Source organism: Candidatus Hydrogenedentota bacterium, assembly GCA_013359265.1.
GTDB lineage: Bacteria > Hydrogenedentota > Hydrogenedentia > Hydrogenedentales > SLHB01 > JABWCD01.
Genome location: JABWCD010000020.1, coordinates 1 through 21663, shown reverse-complemented (window position 1 = coordinate 21663; position 21663 = coordinate 1). Strand labels below are relative to the sequence as shown.

24 protein-coding genes are annotated in these 21663 nt (G+C 60.0%); 9 read left to right on the top strand and 15 right to left on the bottom strand.

Annotated elements, in window-relative coordinates:
- The first annotated feature begins 310 nt into the window (after positions 1-310).
- The 3 genes from HUU46_16995 to HUU46_16985 are packed head-to-tail and all read left to right on the top strand — an operon-like array spanning position 311 to position 1968.
- A complete protein-coding gene (locus tag HUU46_16995) occupies positions 311-1444 on the top strand; it encodes a DUF4432 family protein (GenBank protein ID NUM55346.1) in 1134 nt (377 codons plus the stop codon).
- The gene (locus HUU46_16990; GenBank protein NUM55345.1) at positions 1441-1794 is read left to right on the top strand and encodes a hypothetical protein; all 354 of its coding nucleotides are present in this window, start codon (positions 1441-1443) and stop codon (positions 1792-1794) included. The genes HUU46_16995 and HUU46_16990 overlap by 4 nt, the downstream gene beginning before the upstream one ends.
- Positions 1795-1815: 21 nt before the next feature.
- The gene (locus HUU46_16985) at positions 1816-1968 is read left to right on the top strand and encodes a hypothetical protein (GenBank protein ID NUM55344.1); all 153 of its coding nucleotides are present in this window, start codon (positions 1816-1818) and stop codon (positions 1966-1968) included.
- Between the two features lies 1 nt (position 1969).
- Here HUU46_16985 and HUU46_16980 read toward each other — a convergent pair whose 3' ends face one another.
- From HUU46_16980 to fliM, 7 genes are all read right to left on the bottom strand, one after another.
- Positions 1970-2248 (bottom strand): EscU/YscU/HrcU family type III secretion system export apparatus switch protein, encoded by a 279-nt coding sequence (locus HUU46_16980; GenBank protein NUM55343.1) that lies wholly within the window; start codon positions 2246-2248, stop codon positions 1970-1972.
- Positions 2248-3483: a hypothetical protein gene (locus HUU46_16975; GenBank protein NUM55342.1), complete on the bottom strand. Its 1236-nt coding sequence runs from the start codon at positions 3481-3483 to the stop codon at positions 2248-2250. The genes HUU46_16980 and HUU46_16975 overlap by 1 nt, the downstream gene beginning before the upstream one ends.
- 12 nt (positions 3484-3495) lie before the next feature.
- Complete coding sequence (locus HUU46_16970) at positions 3496-4341, bottom strand: hypothetical protein (protein NUM55341.1); 846 nt, start codon at positions 4339-4341, stop codon at positions 3496-3498.
- Positions 4342-4380: 39 nt separating this feature from the next.
- The gene (locus tag HUU46_16965; GenBank protein ID NUM55340.1) at positions 4381-4725 is read right to left on the bottom strand and encodes a hypothetical protein; all 345 of its coding nucleotides are present in this window, start codon (positions 4723-4725) and stop codon (positions 4381-4383) included.
- Positions 4725-5492 carry a FliA/WhiG family RNA polymerase sigma factor gene (locus tag HUU46_16960; GenBank protein ID NUM55339.1) on the bottom strand — a complete coding sequence of 256 codons (768 nt, stop codon included), beginning with the start codon at positions 5490-5492 and terminating at the stop codon, positions 4725-4727. The genes HUU46_16965 and HUU46_16960 overlap by 1 nt, the downstream gene beginning before the upstream one ends.
- Before the next feature lie 18 nt (positions 5493-5510).
- On the bottom strand, positions 5511-5882 hold the full coding sequence (fliN, locus tag HUU46_16955) for a flagellar motor switch protein FliN (GenBank protein NUM55338.1): 372 nt from the start codon (positions 5880-5882) through the stop codon (positions 5511-5513).
- 604 nt (positions 5883-6486) lie between these two features.
- The gene (gene fliM, locus HUU46_16950) at positions 6487-7476 is read right to left on the bottom strand and encodes a flagellar motor switch protein FliM (protein NUM55337.1); all 990 of its coding nucleotides are present in this window, start codon (positions 7474-7476) and stop codon (positions 6487-6489) included.
- 476 nt (positions 7477-7952) lie between these two features.
- Between fliM and HUU46_16945 the strand changes: the two genes are divergently transcribed.
- Together HUU46_16945 and HUU46_16940 are read left to right on the top strand one after the other, a co-directional pair.
- Entirely contained in the window at positions 7953-8276 is a 324-nt protein-coding gene (locus HUU46_16945; GenBank protein NUM55336.1) for a nucleotidyltransferase domain-containing protein, read from the top strand.
- Positions 8273-8659 carry a HEPN domain-containing protein gene (locus tag HUU46_16940; protein NUM55335.1) on the top strand — a complete coding sequence of 129 codons (387 nt, stop codon included), beginning with the start codon at positions 8273-8275 and terminating at the stop codon, positions 8657-8659. Before HUU46_16945 ends, HUU46_16940 begins: the two co-directional genes overlap by 4 nt.
- A 27-nt stretch (positions 8660-8686) precedes the next feature.
- On the opposite strand, the gene HUU46_16935 is transcribed toward HUU46_16940, so the two are convergent.
- Genes HUU46_16935 through HUU46_16925 form a run of 3 tightly spaced genes read right to left on the bottom strand, consistent with a single transcriptional unit; the run spans position 8687 to position 11743 of the window.
- A complete protein-coding gene (locus tag HUU46_16935; protein ID NUM55334.1) occupies positions 8687-9505 on the bottom strand; it encodes a polysaccharide deacetylase family protein in 819 nt (272 codons plus the stop codon).
- A 9-nt stretch (positions 9506-9514) separates the two neighbouring features.
- Complete coding sequence (locus tag HUU46_16930; GenBank protein NUM55333.1) at positions 9515-10354, bottom strand: glycosyltransferase; 840 nt, start codon at positions 10352-10354, stop codon at positions 9515-9517.
- Between the two features lie 51 nt (positions 10355-10405).
- Positions 10406-11743 carry a PhoPQ-activated pathogenicity-like protein PqaA type gene (locus tag HUU46_16925; GenBank protein NUM55332.1) on the bottom strand — a complete coding sequence of 446 codons (1338 nt, stop codon included), beginning with the start codon at positions 11741-11743 and terminating at the stop codon, positions 10406-10408.
- A 422-nt stretch (positions 11744-12165) separates the two neighbouring features.
- Here HUU46_16925 and HUU46_16920 point away from each other — a divergent pair, with 422 nt between their 5' ends.
- Positions 12166-12864 carry a class I SAM-dependent methyltransferase gene (locus HUU46_16920; protein ID NUM55331.1) on the top strand — a complete coding sequence of 233 codons (699 nt, stop codon included), beginning with the start codon at positions 12166-12168 and terminating at the stop codon, positions 12862-12864.
- A gap of 27 nt (positions 12865-12891) precedes the next feature.
- Entirely contained in the window at positions 12892-13158 is a 267-nt protein-coding gene (locus tag HUU46_16915) for a DUF2191 domain-containing protein (GenBank protein NUM55330.1), read from the top strand.
- A gap of 293 nt (positions 13159-13451) precedes the next feature.
- Here the strand turns inward: HUU46_16915 and HUU46_16910 are convergent, their stop codons facing one another.
- The 5 genes from HUU46_16910 to HUU46_16890 all read right to left on the bottom strand — a co-directional run bounded on the left by HUU46_16910 (position 13452) and on the right by HUU46_16890 (position 19434).
- Positions 13452-15479 carry a sigma-70 family RNA polymerase sigma factor gene (locus HUU46_16910; protein ID NUM55329.1) on the bottom strand — a complete coding sequence of 676 codons (2028 nt, stop codon included), beginning with the start codon at positions 15477-15479 and terminating at the stop codon, positions 13452-13454.
- Between the two features lie 298 nt (positions 15480-15777).
- Positions 15778-16923 carry a hypothetical protein gene (locus tag HUU46_16905; GenBank protein NUM55328.1) on the bottom strand — a complete coding sequence of 382 codons (1146 nt, stop codon included), beginning with the start codon at positions 16921-16923 and terminating at the stop codon, positions 15778-15780.
- A gap of 91 nt (positions 16924-17014) precedes the next feature.
- Entirely contained in the window at positions 17015-17698 is a 684-nt protein-coding gene (locus HUU46_16900) for a zinc metallopeptidase (GenBank protein ID NUM55327.1), read from the bottom strand.
- A 51-nt stretch (positions 17699-17749) separates the two neighbouring features.
- Complete coding sequence (locus tag HUU46_16895) at positions 17750-18496, bottom strand: polymer-forming cytoskeletal protein (GenBank protein ID NUM55326.1); 747 nt, start codon at positions 18494-18496, stop codon at positions 17750-17752.
- Positions 18497-18498: 2 nt separating this feature from the next.
- Positions 18499-19434: a P-loop NTPase gene (locus HUU46_16890; GenBank protein ID NUM55325.1), complete on the bottom strand. Its 936-nt coding sequence runs from the start codon at positions 19432-19434 to the stop codon at positions 18499-18501.
- Between the two features lie 342 nt (positions 19435-19776).
- On the opposite strand from HUU46_16890, the gene lipA reads away from it, so the two are divergent.
- Positions 19777-20655, top strand: coding sequence for a lipoyl synthase (gene lipA, locus HUU46_16885; protein NUM55324.1), 879 nt, complete (start codon positions 19777-19779; stop codon positions 20653-20655).
- A 587-nt stretch (positions 20656-21242) separates the two neighbouring features.
- Positions 21243-21602 carry a hypothetical protein gene (locus tag HUU46_16880; GenBank protein NUM55323.1) on the top strand — a complete coding sequence of 120 codons (360 nt, stop codon included), beginning with the start codon at positions 21243-21245 and terminating at the stop codon, positions 21600-21602.
- The last annotated feature ends 61 nt before the right edge of the window (positions 21603-21663 follow it).

Sequence of the window (21663 nt, the reverse complement as noted above, 5' to 3'; positions counted from 1 at the left end):
GGAAATTCTCAGCTCACACGTTGGGGTGGGGTCACATTAGGACAGACGCTTTCGTGTCGGGCGGAAATCGAGCAATTCCCGGATTGCGCACCTTGAACACCCGGCGACGATCCGCTCCGTAAAACCCACCTTGCACCTTGCAGCTTTTGATCGTATCGAACTTCGCGCGGATTGGTCAAGCCTTTTCACTGTTAAGATAGTAGTCAGCCATGCTTAATATTTACCGGAGGCAACCCTCCGCTTGAACCGGCCAAAACGGGTCGAGTACCGTGTCACCACAAGCACTTACACGAAAAGGCATTCCTCACCTATGGACATTTACCGCAAGAAGTATTCCGTCGCCGGCTTGAGGCGCAGGATTGGAAACCCCGACCAGATTGCCGGAATCCGAATCGTCACGTTGGACGACGCCAACGAACGGCCGACACGTGCGGCGCTGCTCCATACCGGCAGCGGCCTCGAGTTGACCGTGCTCCTGGATCGCTGCCTGGACATTTCGTCCGCGTCGTACTGCGGGCGGGCCATGGGCTGGCGCTCCACCACCGGAGACGTTGCCCCGCAATTCTACGAGGCCGAGTGGCTGCGCTGGCTGCGCAGTTATTTCGGCGGACTGGTCACGACGTGTGGACTCGTCAACGTCGGCGCGCCGGCGAAGGAGAGCGCGATCTATGGCACGGGCCTGCACGGCCGCATCGGCAACACGCCCGCGCGCGACATTAAAGTAACGCAGGAGTGGCAGGGCGACGACTACGTCCTGAGCGTGTCGGGCACGATGCGGGAAACGGTTGTATTCGGCGAAAATCTGACTCTAACGCGCACCGTCTCGACCAAACTCGGCGCGAAATCGTTTCAAATCCACGACGTCGTCACAAACGAGGGATTCAAAAAGACCGGATTTCAGTTGTTGTACCATTGCAACATCGGCTGGCCGGCCGTCGATGCCGGTTCCGAACTCATCACGCCGACACGCACGATTGCCCCGCGCGATGCCGAGGCCGAAAACGATAGAGAGAACTGGTGGAAGTGCGATCCGCCGCTCCACGGCTACAAGGAAAAAGTCTACTACCACGACATGGCCGCGCAAAGAAACGGTTCGGTCACATGCGCACTTGTCAACGACGGGTGGAAACGCGGTGAAGGCTTTGGCGTCTACGTGAAGTACAACAAGCGCGAACTGCCCCGTTTCGTCGAATGGAAGCAAATGGGAGAGCAGGATTACGTCGTCGGCTTCGAACCCTGTAACTGCGGCGTCGAAGGCCGCCATGTTGACGAAGAACTGGACCTGCTCCACCACCTCAAACCCGGCGAGCGTCGCACCTATACCCTCGAATTCGGCGCGATCGCCGACGAAAACGAAGTGAAGGCGCTTCGCGCCGCGCGCGCCAAAGTGAAAACGGCGTGGGCGAAAAGTTACAGAGATTTCGTTAGAACTCCGGCAAGATGACCGGCAAACAATTCATAAACTCGCTCGCGAATGGCAGCGAGGACGTTGTGGGGCGCGTCGTACGTATACTCGAATCCCTGAACGCGCCGCATTGCATCGTCGGCGGACTGGCCGTGAACGCGTACGCGGAGCCCATGGTAAGTTTGGACGTGGACATCGTTGTGCAAGACGCGTATCTAAAAGACGTTTGTGCCGCCGCGGAGTCTGCAGGGTTCGCCATCGAAGTGTTTCCGAACAGCGTGAACTTGAAAATGCAGGGATCGGACTTGCGCGTTCAGCTACAAACCGATCTGCGTTACCAGCAATTCTTGGTCAGCGCCATCCAGAAAGGCGTTCTGGGCTACACGTAGACTGTCGCGGGGATCGAAGATGTGCTGCGCGGCAAGTCATGGGCGTACATGGGCGTCGCGCACCGTGCGAGCAAACGCAAAAAAGACTTGGCGGACATTACGCGGCTCGTCGAAACCCGCCCCGAACTGCGGGAAAGTCTGCCGCTGGAAGTGCAACGCGCACTCCCGGTTTAGTTCACGCTTTCGCGTGTTCGTTTACCGTATACACAAACGCCAATACTTCTGCTACGGCGCGGTATAACGCGTCGGGAATCTCTCGATCGATTTCCAATGCCGCAAGCAAGGAAACCAGGTCCGGGTCTTCGTGAATCGGCACGCCGTTTTCCTTCGCAATCGCGATGATGCGTTCCGCCAAAAGGCGATCGCCCTTTGCGACCACGCGCGGCGCCGCGTCGGCCTCCGCGTTGTACTTCAACGCAACGGCTTTCCGTTTTATGCGATCGTGATCGTCCATCATGCTTCTACGTTCAGTCCCTTGAACCGGCGCATCATTGTCGCAAGCTCGCGTACGCGGCTGCCGTCCCACAGGTCTGCAACCACGCTTGCGCCCACATACCCTGCTGAGGCGAGCCGCGCGGCCAAGCCGGCCGCCTGCGACCGAATTGCTTCGACTGCCTCGGCGTCGCGTGCGCGAATCCAACACGTACACGCCCCGTGCGTCGCAGTCAACGTGATCCACAAATCGCCAAGCGCCGACGTAGACAAATCGAGCACAACCGTCGCATTCTTCGCATCGAACCGCTGCGCCTTGCCGCCGCCCTCGCCCATAATGTGAATGTGTGCATGCCGCACCGCTGCGTCCGGCGGCGTGGGCAGCGCGAAAAAAAGGTACGGCACGTCGGCCCCACGCGCATTGACAAGTTGGGCCGCGGCAAAACGGTCCACGAGATGCTCGACCGCGCGATGAAACTCCGCCGACCGGCCCGCATTGCGCAGGTATTCAACGAAAGCGTCGTTCTCCAGCAGCCGCGCCAGCGCCGCCGGCGCTTCGTCCGACAGCGATGCCAAGAATTGTTGGACTCCACCCTTGGCCAACGCCTCGGCCATCCGCGCGGCGAGCGGACGTTGGGCCGTGGCGGCGGCCCGGCGTAGTGCAGGAGCGATGTCCCCAAGTTCATTGGAAATGATGCTGCGCAGCGCGGGCAGGATGTCGCGTACCTCGGCGTCGGACAACACGCCGTCATCAACGGCCTGTTGCACGATTTGCGCCGCGCGCCACGCGTGCTCGTCGGCGCCAGGCCTATCAAGCAGCATTGTAAGCACCAGGCGAACGGCCGCGGCGTTCGCCGCAACCGTGCGAGGCACCAATGCCACCGCCTGCTCTGCCAACTCCAGTTTTCCCAGCGTTTGCAGCACCTTCACGATGATTCCGGAAAGATCGCGGGGGGATTCCGGCGGCGATTCCGCGCCCGGCGTCTTTGGAGGGGCGAGCGGGCCCGGCGTGATATGCAGTTGCAGCCCTTGATCGGTTCGGACAACTTCCGCACTGACCGACTGACCCGGCAACAGTGCCTCGACTTTCTCGACAGGAATAACAATCCCGCCAAAACGAATCAATGTCTTCGGCTCGACCGACTGCACCTGCCCTTGAAGTACCTCGCCCGGACGCAGCGCGGGGAGCTGAAATGGTTGCGCGATGATAGACGCCAGGATCGGATTGACACCGGGTATGCCGCCGAATCCCGCCATCGTGGACCGCCGTTATCCGCCTTTGCCTTTGCGGAGGCTCAGAATCAGCCGCACTTCCCCCTTGCCGATGCCCAGTTCCTGCGCAATCTGGGCGACATTCATCCCCGCGTCGTTGTACTCGTAGACGCGCGCGTGCACGGGCGGTATCGGCCTTCCATTGCCTTCAACCGGCGCCATCGGCGGCGCGGGTGCGACTGTATTCTTCTCGACCATTACTTCGGGCGCGAGATCGAGCAGCGCGCGAAACGCCGACCGCGCGGCGTCCGCGTCATGCGGCGCTTCAGGCTCCGTCTCCGGCACGTCAAAGCCCAACGGCTCCGGGTTGTCGCCCGCAAAGTCCAGCCCGACCCATGAGTCGATCGCGTCGCCTGCCGTTTCCGGTACGCGCGGGATGGCCAACACACGCAGCGCGGGGCGTTCATGTTCCCGCACAACCGGTGGCTCGACCGGCGGCGGCGCGTACGCGGAAAGCTGGCGTACGTTTGCGGGTTGCGTGGCCGGCGCGGGTTTGGGAGGCGGCTCCGCTGCCTCGGCCGCCGATCGCTTGATTTCATCGATCTCGCGGTGCAGTTGTCTGACCGAATCCGTGACCGCCGTCAACTCGGCCTTCGCAGAGTCAACGGTATGCTTGATGAGTTCCACGCGCGCGTCAAGCGCCTTGTTCAATTCGCGCGCAAACCCCTTCTGTTGCTCCAGAAGATCGCGCATGGTTTGCAGCAGAATCATCATACTCGCCAGATCGTCGCGCTTGGATACCGCGCTGAGTGACCGCTCGCGGCGCATATACACGATGAGCATACAGACGGCGATGAGCAGCGCAAGCGCGCCCACAAGGACCAGCGATAGCACCCAACCCATTAATAGGCCCCTTGCCGCGACCGCGGACGTTGGAATCTGCTACGCATGAAGGTCCAGCCGGTGTTGTTCGGAGTCGGGGATGACTTCAATGTCCCCTGCGCCATGATCGGTATGGACTGCGTCGCCCGCGCCACTATCGGTTTTGCGCCCTTCGCGACGCCGCCGTCTGCGCCCTTCCTGCCCTTCCCGCCGATCGGTGACGGCTGGCTCCTGCGCACTCTCCGGTGGCGTGTGTACGACCGTTTCCGCGTTTACCTGCTCCTGGTGCGCCTGCTGCGCCTGGCGTTGTTGCGACGCAAGCGACGCGCGGTCGGCGATCTCCTGCACACGTTGCGCCGCGGTCGTGCGCGCCAACTCGGTATTTGCGTCGATCGGCTGCGGCATCACGTGTCTCCGCGCACCGCTTTACGCAAGGTCTTCATTGCCGCGGAGTGAATTTGGCACACGCGCGACTCGGTCACTTCCAATACCGCGCCAATTTCCTTCAGCGTTAATTCCTTATAGTAATAAAGGTGCAACACTTTTTGCTGCGGATCGGGCAGGCCGTTGATCGCCTGCACGATTCGCTCCTGCCGCTCGCGCTCCGTCATGGCCGCATCGGGCGACGACGCGCGCGGGTCGCTCATCACGTCCAGTAACTGCGGTTCGCCACCGTCTTCCGAAGCGACGTAGTCCTGCAGCGATAGGACCTGCGCCGTTTGAAGCTGGGCGACCGTATCTTCCACGTGCTCGATGGTCGTACCCAGTACGCCCGCGATCGCGTCCGCCGTCGGCTCGCGGCCCAGTTCGTGGCGCAATTTGTCGCGCGCTTCGCCCAGTTTGCGCGCCATCGCCCGCAAACTGCGCGGGGCCCAGTCCAGTGTACGGATTTGATCGATAATCGAGCCCCGCACACGAATCGAAGCGTATGTCGTGAACTTGATGTCTTGCCTATGGTCGTATCGATCGATGGCGTCGAGCAGTCCCAGCACCCCCCAACCGATGAGATCGTCCATCTCCACACTGGAAGGCACATGGATCGCCATCCGCCCGGCGATGAACTTCACGATGCGCATGTGGCGCACGATCAGTTCCTCGCGCGCGGACTCGTCGCCGCGCTCCTTCCAGCGCGTCCACAGATCCATTTCCGGTATGGCTGTCAGCGCTGGCACGGCTCACCTTCAATCACGTTAGCGCAGGCTTTCGATGCGTTCGCGCGGACTGATTATTTCCGTGATGCGCAGGCCAAACTTCTCGTCGACCACCACGACGTCGCCGCGCGCGATTAGTTTGTCGTTCACGAGGAGTTCAACGGGTTCGTCGACAAGGTGGCCAACTTCGATGATCGATCCGGGCCCCAGCGACAGGATATCCGCAATTTGCATATCCACGCGCCCCAACCGGGCCGTCGCGGTCAGGCGAATATCAAGTACCATGTCGAGGTTCTTCGTTTCGGCGCCGGTGTCGTCCCGGCTGGCCGCCGGCGCGGCGACGGCGTCGCTCTCGGAGTCCGCGTTCGGACCCAGTCCCTTCAGCATCGCGTTTACTTCGTCCTGACTCATCGCACCCGCCACGTTACTACCTCCCTGCGCAGGCGTCTCCTGCGGGACTACGTCGCACAACACGTTCGAGAACAGCAACACGCCGGAACCGTCGTGGCCGTCCGCCAGTGTGAACGAAAACTCCGCGGCCGTGGATTCCGCGCCGACGAATTGCAGAAGTCCGGCGGCAATGTCCGGCCCACAGGCCAGCGCCTCCGCCCCCTTCACCACGATTTCCTTGCCATACTTCTCTTTGAAGAATCCGGCGCCGGCACTCAGACACGGCTCAAACACCTCCCGCAATGTCCCGGGATCCCGGCCGGAAATGGACACTTCCGCCGTGGTCTCTTCGCCTAACGCGCCCGCAATGATGGCGTTCGCATCTCCACCCGAGAGCAGGATTGCCACAGCGCCGCCGCTTTCAATCTGCCCGCGAAGGAGCGAATTGTATTTTGCGAGATATGCCGCGATGCCGTCCGCGCCGCAGGGCTTGATCGACGCGACCGCATTGGGGGTGGGTTTCGCCAGCATCGCGGAGACAACGTCGAATACGCCGGAAACGTATCCGCGCGCGAATATCTCGATGGCGGCCTGACTCAACGCCATATGCCTCGTTCGTTGTAGTTCATTCTTCCGTCATCAGTTCGACGACTTGCACCGCGCTCTGCTCGCCCCGCCGGCCGCACACCGCGCGGTACTTCGGTATCCCGCCGACCTCGATGTGCAGCGGCGTGCGCATGTCCGTATCGAGCTGCACGATATCGCCCACCTGTAATTTTGCAATCTCCGACAACGGCAACGTCGCACGGCCAAGGATCGCGTCCACGGACAGCGACGCCTTTTTCACCACGCGCTCGATCTGCGAGCGGGTCCGGTCCATGACGTCCTGCGGCATTTTCCGCATGAACCGCGTCTGCTGCGAAATCTGGTCGAGCACGGGGTTCAGCACCAGCAGCGGTATGCACATATTCATCGCGCCGACGCTTTCCCCAATATGGATTTCGTACGCCACCAAGATCACCATTTCGCTGCCCGCGACAATCTGCACAATCAGCGGGTCGCTCTCCTGGTGCACCACCGTCAGCTTGAATTCAATGAGCTGTTCCCACGATCGCCGCAAGCTGTCGAGTATCATCAGCATCACGCGATGGACGATGCGGTTCTCGATTTCCGTCAATTCGCGCGGCTTGGGCAGCGCGACGCCTTTACCTCCAAGAATCCGATCAACCACGGGAAATACGATGGACGGGCTCAGCTCGATGACCGCGTTCCCCTCGAGCGGCGCCATGTTGACGATCGAGAGCGATGTCGGACGCGCAACCGACAAGATGAATTCGTCGTAGGTGAGTTGGTCGATGGAAACCAGGTCCGCGCGAACAATCTGGCGCAGGAACGGCGGCAACATTATGCTCAATTCGCGGGCGAACGCCTCGAACAGACTTTGCAGACCTTTGAGTTGTTCTTTCGAGACGCGCTCAGGCCGCCGAAAGTCGTAGTGCATGATGTCCTGGCGGTCGGGAAGCCCACGCGGCTCGTGCGCCGGGGATTCGACTTCCCCCTTCGACACCGCGTTCAGAAGCAGGTCGACTTCGTCTTGACTCAGAATGTCCGCCATGTCGTAGCCTGTCCCACACCCCGTTCAACCATGCGCAGCGAGTATAGCATGGCGGTGGGGACAGCACAAAAAACGGACTTTATCTAACGTCTTAACGCCAAAGCAGATACGCTGGATTCGCGGACGGAGAAACCGGCGTGCACATCTGTCAACCCGTCGCACTCCTGGATCGTTATTCCAGGCGACATGTGCATACGCAGGGGATAAGCAAGCGACACGCAATCATCGCTGTGTACGGCGCGTGGGCCGTCCTCCCCTCTACCCCATACCCCACATCGGCCCACGCGCCCCTCCCTGATCGATCGCATCGCCAAAAATTACCCATTCGCGTCCCGGCGTATCCTACTGTTTGGCATTCGCTTTGTTTACAGAGGCTTGACAGGTAGATTAGTAGGCGGTGATATGTTCGGTAGTCGTTACCCGAAACAGTTCCCGTCCATGAGCGGAAGGATGGGCACGCCAAGGAGTACTTAGATATGACCGCTGCTGTTTCGACCGCTGCCCTGGAAGACTTTGAACGCGCGCTGCGCAAGGCCTTTCCGGGGCGGCTTCGAGGTATCGTGCTTTATGGCTCACACGTGCGCGGCGAAGCCTCCGAAGACAGCGATCTCGACGTCCTCGTGCTGCTGCAGGGACCAATCGAGTTGGCCCGTGACTTGGGGCTCTGCGTCGATGCAGCCTTTCCGATTTCACTCGAATACGGCGTGCCGATAAGCGCACTGCCCGCGGACCTCGTGGATTACGAGACCGCCGACTATCCCTTGTATCGTGCCGCAAGGGCGGAAGGCATGCGCAGATGATCGACTATGCAAAGGACTGTTGGCTGCGTGCTTTGGCATCCATCGAGGCCGCATCGCATTTGGTCGACATCGATCCGGATTCCGCGGCGTCCAGGGCCTACTACGCTGCATTCCACGCGATCTGCGCCTGCTTCGCACTACAGAACATTTCTTTCACGAAGCATGCCCAACTGCGAGCTGCCGTCCACCGCGACCTCGTAAAGACTGGGAAGTGGGATGGCGAATTGGGCCGGGCTTTCGATTTTCTGGCGGATATTCGCGACATTGGAGACTACGGCGGCAAGTATCACGTCTCGAAGGCCGATGCTAATTCCGCGATTTCCAGAGCGCGAAGTATCTTGGAGGCGGTTCGTAACCAAGAGAAAGACACGTTGGGAAGCTAGGGGCCATGGCCGATCGATCAGCGCCGCCTACGCCACCTTGTTCAGCATCCTTCGCGCGAACATCCCCGCCGGCGAATCCAGCACGCTGAGCGCATCGAGCTTGCCGGTCACTTTTGCCGCAAAGGTTTCCAGGGTGTCGGTGGCGTCGATCCAAATCCGGCGCAACGTGAATCGATCGCACCCTTCGACGTTGAACCCGTACCGGTTCGAGCACGCGACGGCGCATCCGGCTTCTTGCGCGAGGCGCACGCTTGTTTCGTCGTAATCGGCGGAGGTCCCGTAGGGGTACGCGAAATAGGACACCGGTTTTCCCAGCTCCTGCGCGATTCTCCGGCAACTTCCAACAATTTCCTCGCGCTGCTTATTTGCGTCGAGGTGGCTCAACCGTGGATGGGTTAGCGAATGCCCCCCAATCGCAATCCCCATCGCGCTCAATTCCCGCGCTTCGTCCCACGTCATCAACCGCCCGTGCCACGGTTCCGCGTCGGTCACCAGCAAGTCGCCCAATTTGTCCGCCACGACAAACACGACCGCCGGCACGTTGTGCCGCACGAGAATCGGCGCGGCATTCGTCAGGTTGTCGCGATACCCGTCGTCAAGCGTCACCGCAACGCCCGGCTTCGCGTCGGCGGCATCGTCCAAGGTGTTCAACGGCGCATGGTCCGCCAACCACGCCATCTGTTCCGCGAAATTCTCGGGCGTCACGTTCATCGCATGATCGAGTTGGCCCACGGAGTGATAGGTGAGAATGCGCGAAGGCGGGCGCGGCTGACTGAGTACGGGGCCGGCGAGCATGGCGGCGCGTTTGAACGACCGCTTAATGACGGTGCGTAGTGGCGATGGCATATCGTGCGGCTACGGCGTAAGCGAGCCTCTCCTGGCGGTGAGCAAACCCCAAACGTACCCCACGCCGTAAGCGCAATAGGCCACGAGGCGCATGGTCTTCCCTTCCGCCGCCGCCTTCACCAGGCGCAACGGAAACCGGACTGCACGATACCACAGCGGACGCCTCGGAACGAACGTAGCGGCATCGAGCGACTCGTGCGTTTCGTACACGCTGCCGGGTTGAAACTTCTGCGCGTAAGCGGAGCCAAACCCGTTGCGGAAGAATTGCCGGGTCAGGTTGCGCCACGAACCGGGAAGCGGATGATGGATGCGCGCGTTTGGCGCGAGCACCACGCGGTATCCCGCTGCGCGCAACCGCACGCGCAGGTCCGGATCGAGCCCGCGGACGATGTCCTCGCGCTCCCCGCCCACGGCGTCGAACACGGCCTTGGGAATCGCGCAGCACCCGTGGCACGCGAGATCGCTGTCGGTCACGCGATCGACGACCGGCGTGTTGAATCGTGGAAACTGCCGCGCAGCGCGCCGCTGAAAATCGTTCGCGTCCGGCGGCGTCACAATGCTCGCGCCCGCCATGCCGACGGTTGGGTCGTCATCGATCACGCGGACGAGCGTCTCGAATACGGTTGCATCCGCAAGTTCGCTGTCGTCATCGAGGATGATGAGCAGCGATCCGCGCGCGGCCTTCGCGCCGTCGTTGATCGCCCTTCCCTGCGGCGACACGCCCTTCACGATGTGCGTCTCGAAATCCTGAAACGTTTGCGCGCGCACGCTCTCCAACAGCCGCGGCACACACCCGTTCCGGTGGCCGTCCCACGACGGAATGATCACCGACACGCGCGGGACACTCAATCGCCGCCCCTCAATTCGAGCTTCACACTCGTGATAAACGCGCCGTTATCTTCAGTTCAACTCGCTGTTCGTGCCTCGCATCTGCAATTGCTTCGCTGCGTCAGGGAACGGAAACGTGTCCGGCAACACCGTCACGCCCGTGCACAACCCGAACGTGCCGCCCGCGGGACTCGGCATTGTCACTTCCACGTAATACGCCGCCCATCCGCTCAACGGCGTCTCCAGTTTCGCCACAGCCGATCCCGTTCCGTCCAAGTCCGCGCTCTCAAACTTCGCTGGACGAAAATCGCGCGTGCCCGAAAGCGCCTTCCACAACTTCGCCTTCCCTTCCGCATGCGGCCACGTCACCGCGAGCGAATTGTCCGGCCGCCTTTCCCAATTTATTGTTGGCAGTTTCTCGCCCGTCAACAGCGTTTGATAAAACGCCTTGATCGTCGCAACACCCCCGCCGTTGATGTCGTGCTTCGTGTTCGCGCAGTAGTAGAGGTGCTTGTCGCCCTTGAGGTACGGGAAGTAATTGTTTGCCGAATCCACGTTCCAATAGGGGTCGTTCGTTCCCAACACGACGAGCTTTGGCAACGTCAACTGATCGCAATACGAGAACGGATCGACCACCGCGCGCAGTTTCGCGCCGACCTCCGTCTTGGAATACGCCTGGATTCCGCGCTCCGTGTAATCCTTAATCTCCTCGCTGTACGACCCATAACTCGCGAGCTGCAATTCGGACTGCGGCACCATGTTCAGCATATCGATTACAATCGGCGCGATCCCCACCACCCGCTTGTCCGCCACCGCCGACAGCCAGGTCGTCCACCCGCGTTTAGAACCGCCCAGCGTCATAAACCCATTGATCTCTTTGCCCGACTTTTCCTTCACCACCGACTGAATCGTGTCCATCGCGCGCACGGCGCTCTTCACCATCGGAAGCAAGAGCGGCCAGTCGTCGCCCTCGCCCTTGAGATACTTCTCGAACGTCAGCGAAATGATCTGGTCCTCTTTCAGCCCGTCGAACAGCGGCTGGTTCGGCACCTGCTCGAGCATCGCGGTCACCGTACCGGTACTCTGCGCGATCTGCTGCATCATCTTCGCCTCGCCGGAATTCGTGCGCGGCGCCTCGTTCGTATTGTTGCCGCCCGTGATCAACAGCATGCACTTGTCGTATTTGATTTCCTTCGGCTGAAAGACCGTCAGCCAATGCGTCCACACGATTCCTTGCCAGGTCTGCGACGTAAGCCGGACCGAATGCGCGGTCAACTCGCCCACCGGCCCGCTTGCGGTCAATTCGTACTTGTACGATTCGTCCGGCTTGTTCACGTAACTGTTGAGATCCGCGCGCGCGCCGAGACACAGCCCCGCAAGCGTTAACGTAAGAATGATTGCCCGATTCACGACAAGTACCTCCAGTCGAAGGATCAATTCGTTCGATCTATCCAGTCTGCAAAACTGAGGGGTAAGTATAACAACCCCATCCGCCAATACAAGCGGATGATGTTGGCCTTTCCTTGCTCTCTAATCCTTAGCCCATCGTGTTGCATCGGCCCGCGCCCTTGCCGACTTTGGGGAGCCAAGCTGGGGTGGGGGTCGATTAGTTTTTTTGACGAAACAAGAGGGTCTCGATTTGCATTTTTGACGAAACAAGGGGTCTCGTCGAGCCAATATCGTCGTAAGTGCTTATTTCATGGACGCCGCCATTTCAACACCCCTGGGGGTGCCGCGTGCGGTGCGCCAAGGGGTACAGGCGCCGGTGGATGTATGCGGGAGCCGGGTACCGGGTTCCGCAGAGAATTGACATCAACGTCTCCGCAAGCACGATGCATCCTCCTTCTGATACGATCCGCTACTTCTTAGTCCACCCCGTTGCATGGAGCCCCGCTATGTCCAACATCGTCCCCGAACCCATCGAAACCTACATCGAGGCACATACTTCCGAGCGCACGGCCGTCTTTCACGAACTTGAGCGCGAGACGCGCGCAAGAATGGCGGCGTACACCATGCAGGTGGGAAAAGTGGAAGGCGGATTTCTGAAAATGCTCGCGCAGATCGCGCGCGCCAAACGCATCCTCGAAGTCGGCACCTTCACCGGTTACAGCGCGCTGTGCTTCGCCGAGGGCCTGCCCGATGACGGTCAGGTGATAACCTGCGACGTCGATCCCGAAGCCACGGAAATGGCCCAATGCTATTGGGCGCAGAGTCCACATGGCAAGAAGATCGACCTCCGGATCGGCCCCGCAATCGATACCATCAGCGCGCTCGACGGCCCCTTCGACCTCGTCTTTCTGGACGCCGACAAGGAAAACTACATCACCTACTACGAAGCCGCCTTACCCAAAGTCCCGCAAGGCGGTCTCATCGTCGCCGACAACGTCCTCTGGAGCGGCCGCGTCGTTGACCCAAAAGACGAACTCGACATCGCGATAGACAAATTCAACAAACACGTCTACAACGACCCCCGCGTCGAATGCGTCATGCTCAGCGTCCGTGATGGTGTCACGTTGGCGCGGAAGCGGTAGTATCGACGGCTAGCAACATTCCGTGATATGGTTGGCCATATGAAGACAACGGTCCAGATTGCTGACGAACTCTTGCGTGAAGCGACGGAAATCGCCGTGCGAGACAAGACCACCCTGGACGAACTCGTCGAAGAAGGCCTTCGCCGCGTGATCGACGAACGTTCGACGCGCAAACCGTTCAAATTGCGCGACGCTTCATTCCATGGCGAGGGACTATGCCCGGACGTCGCCCATTTGAGCTGGGACGAGATCATTGAAATGAGTTATGGGGATCGGGGCACCTGGTCGCGTTAGACACCAATCTGCTTGGCCTATGTGCATCGCCGCGATCTGCCTCCTTCACGGCGTGAGCGAACTCTGGTCCGCCGACCGCGACTTCGGCCGATTTCCCGCCCTTCGCGTGGTCAATCCGTTGATCGGGTGATCGCAGCCCCGGCAGGTATTCCACGCAACCGACACACGCCTATTGCGAGGTTTGATAATTTCGTCAGCTACGCCGCGATCCGAATGCGTTATGCCCAGCGTTCGCGACGGAATTACGCTCGCCGGAAAGCGATAACGTTTTCGCAACTAAAACCTGCTGCTGTCTAGTAATCGATTGGTGCGTCATTGCGGAGCGACGACACATCCACAATCAAGTCTTGTGCGGCTACTGTTGATATCTCCACCGGCTCACGGTAGAAGTGCGAAGCGACCGAGAATTCTAAATAGCACGGTCCGTCGGGTATTTTACGACGGCCTTCGTGTACAAGGCGGAATTCGAACGCGCCGTTGACATCGCTGCGCGCACCCGCCAATGCTACGCATGCTTCACTTCCATCCCCACGATCCTGGATAGACGAGAAACGTACATCCACGTTCGAGACAGCCATACCGTCTCGCGTTAATGTCCCCTTTACAACGACCACCTTCTCCATTGCTACCGTCACCGAATATTCGTGTCGAGCCGCGCCGCTTTCGATCGCCACACTGATCGGGATGAAATCGAAATGCTCCACGCTTACAGCCGTCGGTCGAAACGATAAGCTTTCTACCCGCACAACTCCGTGTTCATTGGTGGTCAACTGCCGCGGATTGCCCGGCACAGCGTCTTCCGCCCCAATTTGCGGGGCCGTTTCAATCGCCACTTCGGCATTGCGAATCGGTGTTCCGCTCTCATCCACGACAGCTATGTTGACTCTGTACGCCGGATTCAATTCAAACTGGAGATGGTGCAGGTCGATATTTGCCCGAGATAAATCGATCTCTTGAATGGCGAACCCCTCCGCGACGGCCAAAATGGAGACGGGCCCCGCACCGCCATTGACTTCAAATTGCCCGTCGTCGGCATTGACCTTCAGGTAGCCTTGCCGCAGTTGCATCGGTTTACCTTCATCGGGACCGTTGACTTTCAAAAAGAAATTCCGTATCGGTCGTTGCGACTCGCGGGACACTACGCGCCCGGACAGACGAATTCCTGTCAACGAAGACAGTGAGAATACCCTTGTGTCGTCACGCCCTATCCGCAGAGGGATTTGACGCAACGGTGCAAAGTCCGGGTGCGCAATCGAAAGCAGAGAACCGGAAACCGGCACACGTGACAGAGTAAAGTTTCCATCACGTCCGGTGGTCCCCTCCAAAATATCTGTCAAATTCGCGGGCTGGAAAATCGTTACCTTTGCGCCGTCGACCGGCTTATTTGGATCATCATCCGCGATCACGCGTATGACGGGGCCCGAACGCTTCGACTTCCGGTCTTGATGGAGCGCCGAGTCAGAATTCGATTCAACGTTGGCCGGCCTGATATCGGCAGCGCCGCTCTTGACCGGTGATGTTGGTGGTGCATCGAATTCGCTGGCCGATTCGTTGACAACCGTAGCGAAGCTATCCGACTCCTTGTGCGTAAAATAGTGAAATGTGAAGTAAGTCACAGCAATTAACGCAACAACTGCAAGCGCCTTCCACGCGCCAAGTAACGTCACGGCTGAAGCGACTATGCTGGCGGCGCTTGTTCCGGTTACCGCTGTCCACGCAACCGGAACGACAACGATTAGTTTCACTGTTCGCTCGATAGACTCTTGGTGCGGAAGCTTAGTACCGAGTACCGTACCGAGCGCGGCTTCCATCCGCGCGCCGAGCGTGTGCCGTGCCCGCTGCAGCCGTTTTTCGGCGGCGGACACCGACATCGAGAGTAGTTCCGAAATTGCTCGCGTGTTGTGCTTCGAGAAGTAATAGAGTATCAAGATTTCGCGTTCATCCGGCGGAAGCGCCATGACATGGCCCCACAGCAGTTCGTGGAGTTCGTTCCGCTCCGGGTCCGGCTCGGTCGACTTCGGAGTCCCAATCGCTCCACCATCAAGCGGCGCTTCACGGAGTTCGCTCGCGCGCATGTCGCGGCAGATGTTGCGAACGATCGACGACAGCCATGCCCCAAACCGCGCGGGGTCCTTCAGCGTGTCGAGCGATTTCAGCGCGCGGAGAAACGACTCCTGGGCCGCGTCCTCCGCGTCTGCCCGATGACGGAGACTCGCCAGCGCCAGCGCGTACACCAGGGCGTAGTATCGCTCGACCAATTCGGCAAAGGCCTCGCGGTCGCCCGCTAATGTCACCCTTACAATATCCGCGTCGCTACGCATCCGTACTCTCCCCTTCACAGTATAGACGGCGTGGCGGGAAATGCCGGACATTTGGGGGCGAGGGTGGTTTTTCGGGAGGGCTACGGAGATTCATGCTTATGTGTGGCGATTCCGGGGGAGCAATGCGCGATGAACCGATTACGAGTATGAGACTTCTTGAAGGGAATTTCTCCCCAACGATGTTGAAGATGCGTCTGCTTTCGGGCCAACGCCAAAGCGGTGCTTTGCAGGAGCGCGTTACACAGTGGAAACTTCGTAACGAGTTAAGAACCCGCTTTTCGCGTAACCGGCGTGAGGCCTATATCGATTCGAAAACGAGCGTCACGTCGCGATCAAGGACGGTTTTGAGGGCAAGCCGCCCGGACGAGACGGTCAACGCGGGAACGCAGTCCACGAGTTGGCCGATAGGCCCGGCGAAGGGGATACGGACACGCACGCGTTCGGCGTCATGGTACATCACCTCGTGTTGGTCCGCGCCGAGGCAGCGTTTGATCGCGGCGATTGCGTCGTTCGTTTGCTGTTCGCTGCCGACCCGTTCGATTGTGATCGTCAGCGTATCGGCGGGCGCCCCGTTCAATGCGCCCAGCGCAACGGCGGTCTTCGCCTCTTCAATGAGTTTCCCGCACGCGTCCTCGATCGCCTGCGCGCTACCCGCCGTCGTATCGGCGCAGTTCACCACGGCCTCGGCTCTCGGCGAATCGAGCACGTATCCGTCCTGCGCGCGCACGACGCGCAGCGTCACCTCGGCGTGTACGCGGTGCAACTTGGAACCTTCGCGCGAATCGTCCAGGCCCGTCTTGCCCGACGCCAGCACCACGATGTCCGCGAGCATTTCCCGCGCGAACAGCGCGGACAACTCCGCGCTGCCGTCGACGCACTGTCCCCACTTCTCGACGGGGAGCCGCTCACGCAGCGCGGCCGGCTCGACGATCTCGAATTGAATACGCTTCAGGTCTTCGTGAAGTTTTTTCTCGATTACGCCCGGCGCCGCGTCGTCAGCGTTCGCGGGCGGTGTCAGTTGCTCGCGCGCGATGATGACGATTCGCGGCGTGACAAAGTTCTGCGCCAGCGCAATGCCTGCGATATCGGTTTTCAATTTGCGTTCGAGCAGTTGCCCTTCGATCTCGACCTGCGTCGAGTCGTCCGTCTTGGATTCCTTCACCAGCTTGTACGACTGGAAGTACGACGGCGCAACCCGCAAGAGCGATGCGAAGATCGAGAAGTCGCGCGACGGCGCAATTTTCTCGATGCGTTCGAGGACGACCGCCGTCTGGGCGTCTGCGATGGCGGCGCTGCGCGCCGCCGGCCCCAACCCCGTCGCGGTCCCCTCGCCCGTCACGGGCACGGGCGTTTCGTCGGCGGCGTTCGCGAGAAATGCGAATGTCATCGCGCAGAACACAACACAAAGGCCTACCCGAATGTAGACCGCAAACCTCGATGCCATTGGGGTAAGACTCCACTTCACCGCAAAAAGTCGACCCGCCCGCGGGACCATCATACGATCCCGGGGGCGGGCCGGTGAAATTGAATGCCTGCTAGTCGCGTCCGCGCGCGATCAGCACCAAACGGAGCAGTTCCAGCAGTGCGACAGCGGCAGCGGCAACGTAGGTCATTGCCGCGGCGCCGAGGACCTTGCGCGCGCCGTACAATTCGTCGTCGGTCAGGTATCCGCCGTCGGCGAGTGCGCGCAGCGCACGGCGGCTCGCGTCAAATTCGACGGGCAGCGTAATCAGCGTAAACAGCACCGCGAACGCGAACAGCGCGATACCGATATTCAGGAGCGGCGAATAGCCCGCGAACAGACCAATCAGCAGCAGCGGCCACGATAACGTCGATGCGATACTCGTCACCGGGTAGATCGCATTACGCCACATCAGCATCGAATAGGCGTTGGCGTGTTGAATGGCGTGGCCAACTTCGTGCGTGGCAATTCCCAGCGCCGCGATGCTCTGGCCGTGATAGACCTCGTCGCTCAGGCGCAGCGTGCGATCGCGCGGATCGTAGTGGTCGGTCAGATGACCGCCAATCGCCTCGAGACTCACGACTTGTCCGCGCGCGGCTTTCGCGTTGCCGACCAACCCAATCCGGGCGTCTTGCAGCACACGCGCGGCGACTTGCGCGCCCGTAAGGCCGGAACGCGTGCCAATCTGGGAGTACTTCGCGTACGCGGATTTGACCTTCCATTGGGCCCAAATCGTAATCAGGACGCCCGGAATCATGAGCAGAATTGTAGAATCAAAATACAACGGCACTGCAACCACCTCACCTTCTTACAACGGCAACTGTTTCTGCGCTCCTCCCGCCTCAGCCCGTTGGGTCGGAGTACGCATGGTGCACATCCCGTTGAACAGGGCACCGTCATCGATAACAATGCGCCGCGAGCGAATATTGCCGGTGAGCCGGGCAGTCGAGCGCAGGCGCGCGACGCCGCCGGTTGCGATATTCCCGAAAACCTGGCCGCCCAGGTTCATTTCCTTGCCTGCCATGGCGTCGGCGTTAAGGCGGCCCGTCCGGCCGAGTTCGAGGTCTTCGGAACACTCGACCTTGCCTTCGACCAAACCTTCGACGACGCACGACGTCGCGCGGACATTTCCGGTCACCAGCGCGCTCGCGCCGAGGTACAGGCGGCCATCCACGGTCACGTCCCCCTCGATCCGGCCCGATATCTCCGTCTCCGATCCGCTCGTCATGTTGCCTTCGATGATGACGCCTTCGGGCACGATCATGCGCTGCGGCTTCACGTTTTTCGCGCGGCGAATAGCGAGGTCATCGGCGGTAACATTCGGATTGTCGCCCGCTTCCTCGACCGCCGAACGCACCCGCGCGGTGCCGCGGTTCGTGGTGATCTTGTCATCCATCGAGTGGAGCCAACGCCCCAGGAACGAATCGCGTTTCCCCGCTTTCTCGAGCGCTTCGTACGTGTCGGGCGCGTCTTGGATGGGCGGTTCGACCGGCTTCCACTGCACCTGCGGCTTGGCGGTTGCGGGTTCTTTGCGGGGGTCCGAGCGGTCTAGCATGATTAGAAATATCCTAAGCGGTTGGCGATATCGGTCACGCAGGCCGATATCTTCTGCTTCGGGTAACTCACGACGAACGGCGTTCCCGAGTTTATCGCTTCCGGCACGCACTTATCAAAGTACAAAAAGCCAAGGTTTTCCGGCTCGATCATGAGGTTTTGCCGGGCAAATTTGGACAGAATATTGGCGGCGATTTGCGCTTCGTACGCGTTGCGCGCACGGTTCACGACGATGCGCGGGCGGATGGCCCGCGCGATCGCGACGAGTTCGCCGCAAATCCGCTTGCGCGTTTCGGCGTCGAAGAATTCGGACGTCTTAACAGTGGCCACGAATTCGCGAAGCGACTCGGTGCGCTTAAGCAGGAGCGCCACTTCCGGGCTCTGATAAAACCGCTCGATCTTCCGAAACAACGCCGCGCGGAGAAATTTGAACGCGTTGTCGATGCTCGTCTTCTCCGGCGTGATGACCAACACGCCGTTCGTGTCGGTCATCAAGAAGAAATCGAGCGTGTTCAAGTGCGCGCCCGCGTCGAGATCGACGATGATGAGGTCCGCATCGAGTTGCTGGAGTTCCCGGATGAACGCCGCCTTCTGCTGGTACTTGGGGTTGGCAACGTCGAGCAGCCCGGTCGTGCCGGGGACCAGTTTGAGGTTTTCGTACTGCGTGTCGCAGAGCACCGCGTGCAGGTCTTTTCCACCGCGCTGGTAAAAGAACACGTCCAGCTTTACCTGCGCTTCAACACCGAGCACCGTCTCGACATTCGAGCAGCTCAAGTCGGCATCGACCAGGATGACCCGCCACCCTTTGCGGGCAATTTCGATGGCGAGATTGACCGAGAAACAGGTCTTTCCCACGCCACCTTTGCCCCCGCCGACGACCAGAATCTGCGGCGCTTCCCGCGCTGTCTGCGGTAGCGGTCTTTCTTCTATAAGGCGCACCCACCACTCCCTACGGAAAGAACGAAACCAATCAATCTATTGTGGCCCGCTACCAATTCGACGCTATATACAGCCCCGATCCACCCCAGGAATTGTTAGCGATCCATTGGGATTTTGGTGAACAGACTGTACATGAGGGGGCCTGACATGTCAAGTTGTTTGACGACAAGCATTTAGTAACAATTGAGATGCGAATACTGCGGGAAACTGCGCAAGTAGTTCCCCGCGTGAACTTTATATTGGTCGCGTCGCTATGCTATACTCGCCTCGCCAAGCCATGTGGCGGGTGCTCCGCAGGCGGGATTGGCGCGGTGCCCCCACCGGGATGAGGTGTTCGATTTCGTGACAGCGCGGTTCCCCGAATGGATTCGCAGGCCTTGGGCTTCCGGCCAGGATTTCGTGTTTACGAAGGACCTGGTCGAAGGCTTGGAGTTGCACACCGTCTGCCAGAGCGCGCGCTGTCCGAACATGGCGGAGTGCTGGCAGAAGCGCACCGCAACGCTGATGATTCTGGGCAATTCGTGCACGCGGAACTGCCGGTACTGCTCCGTCCCAAGTGGAAAACCGGAACCCGTCGAGGCCGACGAGCCGCGCCGCGTCGCCGAGGCCATTCGTAAGATGGGCCTGCGCCACGCCGTGATTACCTCGGTCACCCGCGACGACCTGCCCGATGGCGGTGCAGCGCATATCGCGAATACGGTAGAGGCCATTCGCGGCCTGAATCGCAACACGACGATCGAAGTGCTCGTGCCGGATTTTCTTGGCAACCGCGCCGCGGTGGAGACCGTGTTGGCGTCGCGGCCTGATGTGTTTGGTCACAACATCGAGACGGTCGAGCGGCTGTATCCGACTGTTCGCGGTAAGCGGTGTACGTATCGCACTGCGCTCGAGGTGCTGCGCGTGGCTTCCGAGTGGGAACCGCGGGTGATCGTGAAATCCGCGTTGATGGCCGGCCATGGCGAAACCGAGGACGAGATTAGACAGACGTTACACGATCTGTGCGATGCCGGCTGCGAAGCCGTGTGTATCGGACAGTACCTCCGCCCTACGCTCAAGCAGCGCGAGGTCGAGGCGTTCGTGACGCCGGAGAAGTTTAAGGAGTACGAGGAATACGCATACGCCATCGGCTTCGGCTTCGCCGTCGCCGGTCCGTTCGTGCGGAGTTCGTATCGCTCGGAAGAGTTGATGGAATCGTTTGTCGTCAGACGAGACAGTGCGTAGCTATGCTCTGGCACCGTAAACCCGACAATCTGGGCCCGAGCGGATCGCCCAACTCGACGAAACTCGGCATAGGGATTCTGCTGCTGTCATGCATTGCCTTAGTAATGAGCGGCATCGCGGGACTTCTTTCGGGCGCGGAATCATCTTCCTCGCGCATACTGTTCGTGGCGGCTAACGTCGGCTTATTCACAGGGATGTGCTTTCGTAAACTTGGCGAACATGGTTCTGGCCCAGCGAACGCTACGATGACGATAGCTGTTGGCGTGATTCTCTTGGGTGCCGCCGCGCTAGCCATAGGTACCGGACTCGCATGGGCAACAGGGGCGTTGGGACTCGACGGGCCTGGAGCCGATCGCACTGTAACCGCATTATTTTTTGTTTTGATCATCGTACCGACCGCCTTGGGCATCGTGATCGTCGGAGGGCGGTTTAGTCGTGGTTAGCAGGGCTTGGATCGAATGGTAGTCGGACAGATGGCACTAATCTTAGCAATCGCCGGTCCGCTTGTGAGGAGTTCGTATCGGTCGGAAGAGTTGTTGGACGCTCAGTGGACGAAAAGCCGAGTGCAGGCGGAGTAGAGAACGACGATGTTCAGAGCGACTCGAGCGGCACATTATCACGTTACCGAATGGTATCGTACACATCCATACGTTTTTTTGCTGTTGCTGCTGCTCTTGTTTTCGGCTGGAGCGGTCTTCACCACCGATTCGATGGTGAAAACGTTGCTTATCGCCTTTGCATCGGCCTCCTTAAATATGTTGTTGAACTACCGCGTAAAGTTCGTTGCATTGCGTCGTGGCGTCAACGAAAGGCCAGTCGGCGAACTCCGGCAGGCGGCTTTTGATGCAACCGCTCGCGAAACCGTGGGTGCTGCGTTTGTTAGCGTACTCATGCTCGTTTTGTTTTTCGGTAACACTTTAGCCGTTTGCCGCGACGTTTGGGGGTAACGGCGGCAGCTGACCGGTTTTGAGGTATGTCGTTAAGGCGTCTTGGAGCGTTGCGACGGGA

Coding starts and splice junctions, on each gene's coding strand:
- HUU46_16965 (NUM55340.1), bottom strand. CDS start 4,725: ATGCCGCAGCCGATCGACGCAAATACCGAGTTGGCGCGCACGACCGCG.
- HUU46_16970 (NUM55341.1), bottom strand. CDS start 4,341: ATGGGTTGGGTGCTATCGCTGGTCCTTGTGGGCGCGCTTGCGCTGCTC.
- HUU46_16880 (NUM55323.1), top strand. CDS start 21,243: ATGTTCAGAGCGACTCGAGCGGCACATTATCACGTTACCGAATGGTAT.
- HUU46_16990 (NUM55345.1), top strand. CDS start 1,441: ATGACCGGCAAACAATTCATAAACTCGCTCGCGAATGGCAGCGAGGAC.
- fliM (NUM55337.1), bottom strand. CDS start 7,476: ATGGCGGACATTCTGAGTCAAGACGAAGTCGACCTGCTTCTGAACGCG.
- HUU46_16895 (NUM55326.1), bottom strand. CDS start 18,496: ATGCTAGACCGCTCGGACCCCCGCAAAGAACCCGCAACCGCCAAGCCG.
- HUU46_16975 (NUM55342.1), bottom strand. CDS start 3,483: ATGGCGGGATTCGGCGGCATACCCGGTGTCAATCCGATCCTGGCGTCT.
- HUU46_16940 (NUM55335.1), top strand. CDS start 8,273: ATGATCGACTATGCAAAGGACTGTTGGCTGCGTGCTTTGGCATCCATC.
- HUU46_16910 (NUM55329.1), bottom strand. CDS start 15,479: ATGCGTAGCGACGCGGATATTGTAAGGGTGACATTAGCGGGCGACCGC.
- HUU46_16900 (NUM55327.1), bottom strand. CDS start 17,698: ATGATTCCGGGCGTCCTGATTACGATTTGGGCCCAATGGAAGGTCAAA.
- fliN (NUM55338.1), bottom strand. CDS start 5,882: ATGAGTCAGGACGAAGTAAACGCGATGCTGAAGGGACTGGGTCCGAAC.
- HUU46_16905 (NUM55328.1), bottom strand. CDS start 16,923: ATGGCATCGAGGTTTGCGGTCTACATTCGGGTAGGCCTTTGTGTTGTG.
- HUU46_16980 (NUM55343.1), bottom strand. CDS start 2,248: ATGGACGATCACGATCGCATAAAACGGAAAGCCGTTGCGTTGAAGTAC.
- HUU46_16920 (NUM55331.1), top strand. CDS start 12,166: ATGCATCCTCCTTCTGATACGATCCGCTACTTCTTAGTCCACCCCGTT.
- HUU46_16995 (NUM55346.1), top strand. CDS start 311: ATGGACATTTACCGCAAGAAGTATTCCGTCGCCGGCTTGAGGCGCAGG.
- HUU46_16915 (NUM55330.1), top strand. CDS start 12,892: ATGGTTGGCCATATGAAGACAACGGTCCAGATTGCTGACGAACTCTTG.
- HUU46_16935 (NUM55334.1), bottom strand. CDS start 9,505: ATGCCATCGCCACTACGCACCGTCATTAAGCGGTCGTTCAAACGCGCC.
- HUU46_16945 (NUM55336.1), top strand. CDS start 7,953: ATGACCGCTGCTGTTTCGACCGCTGCCCTGGAAGACTTTGAACGCGCG.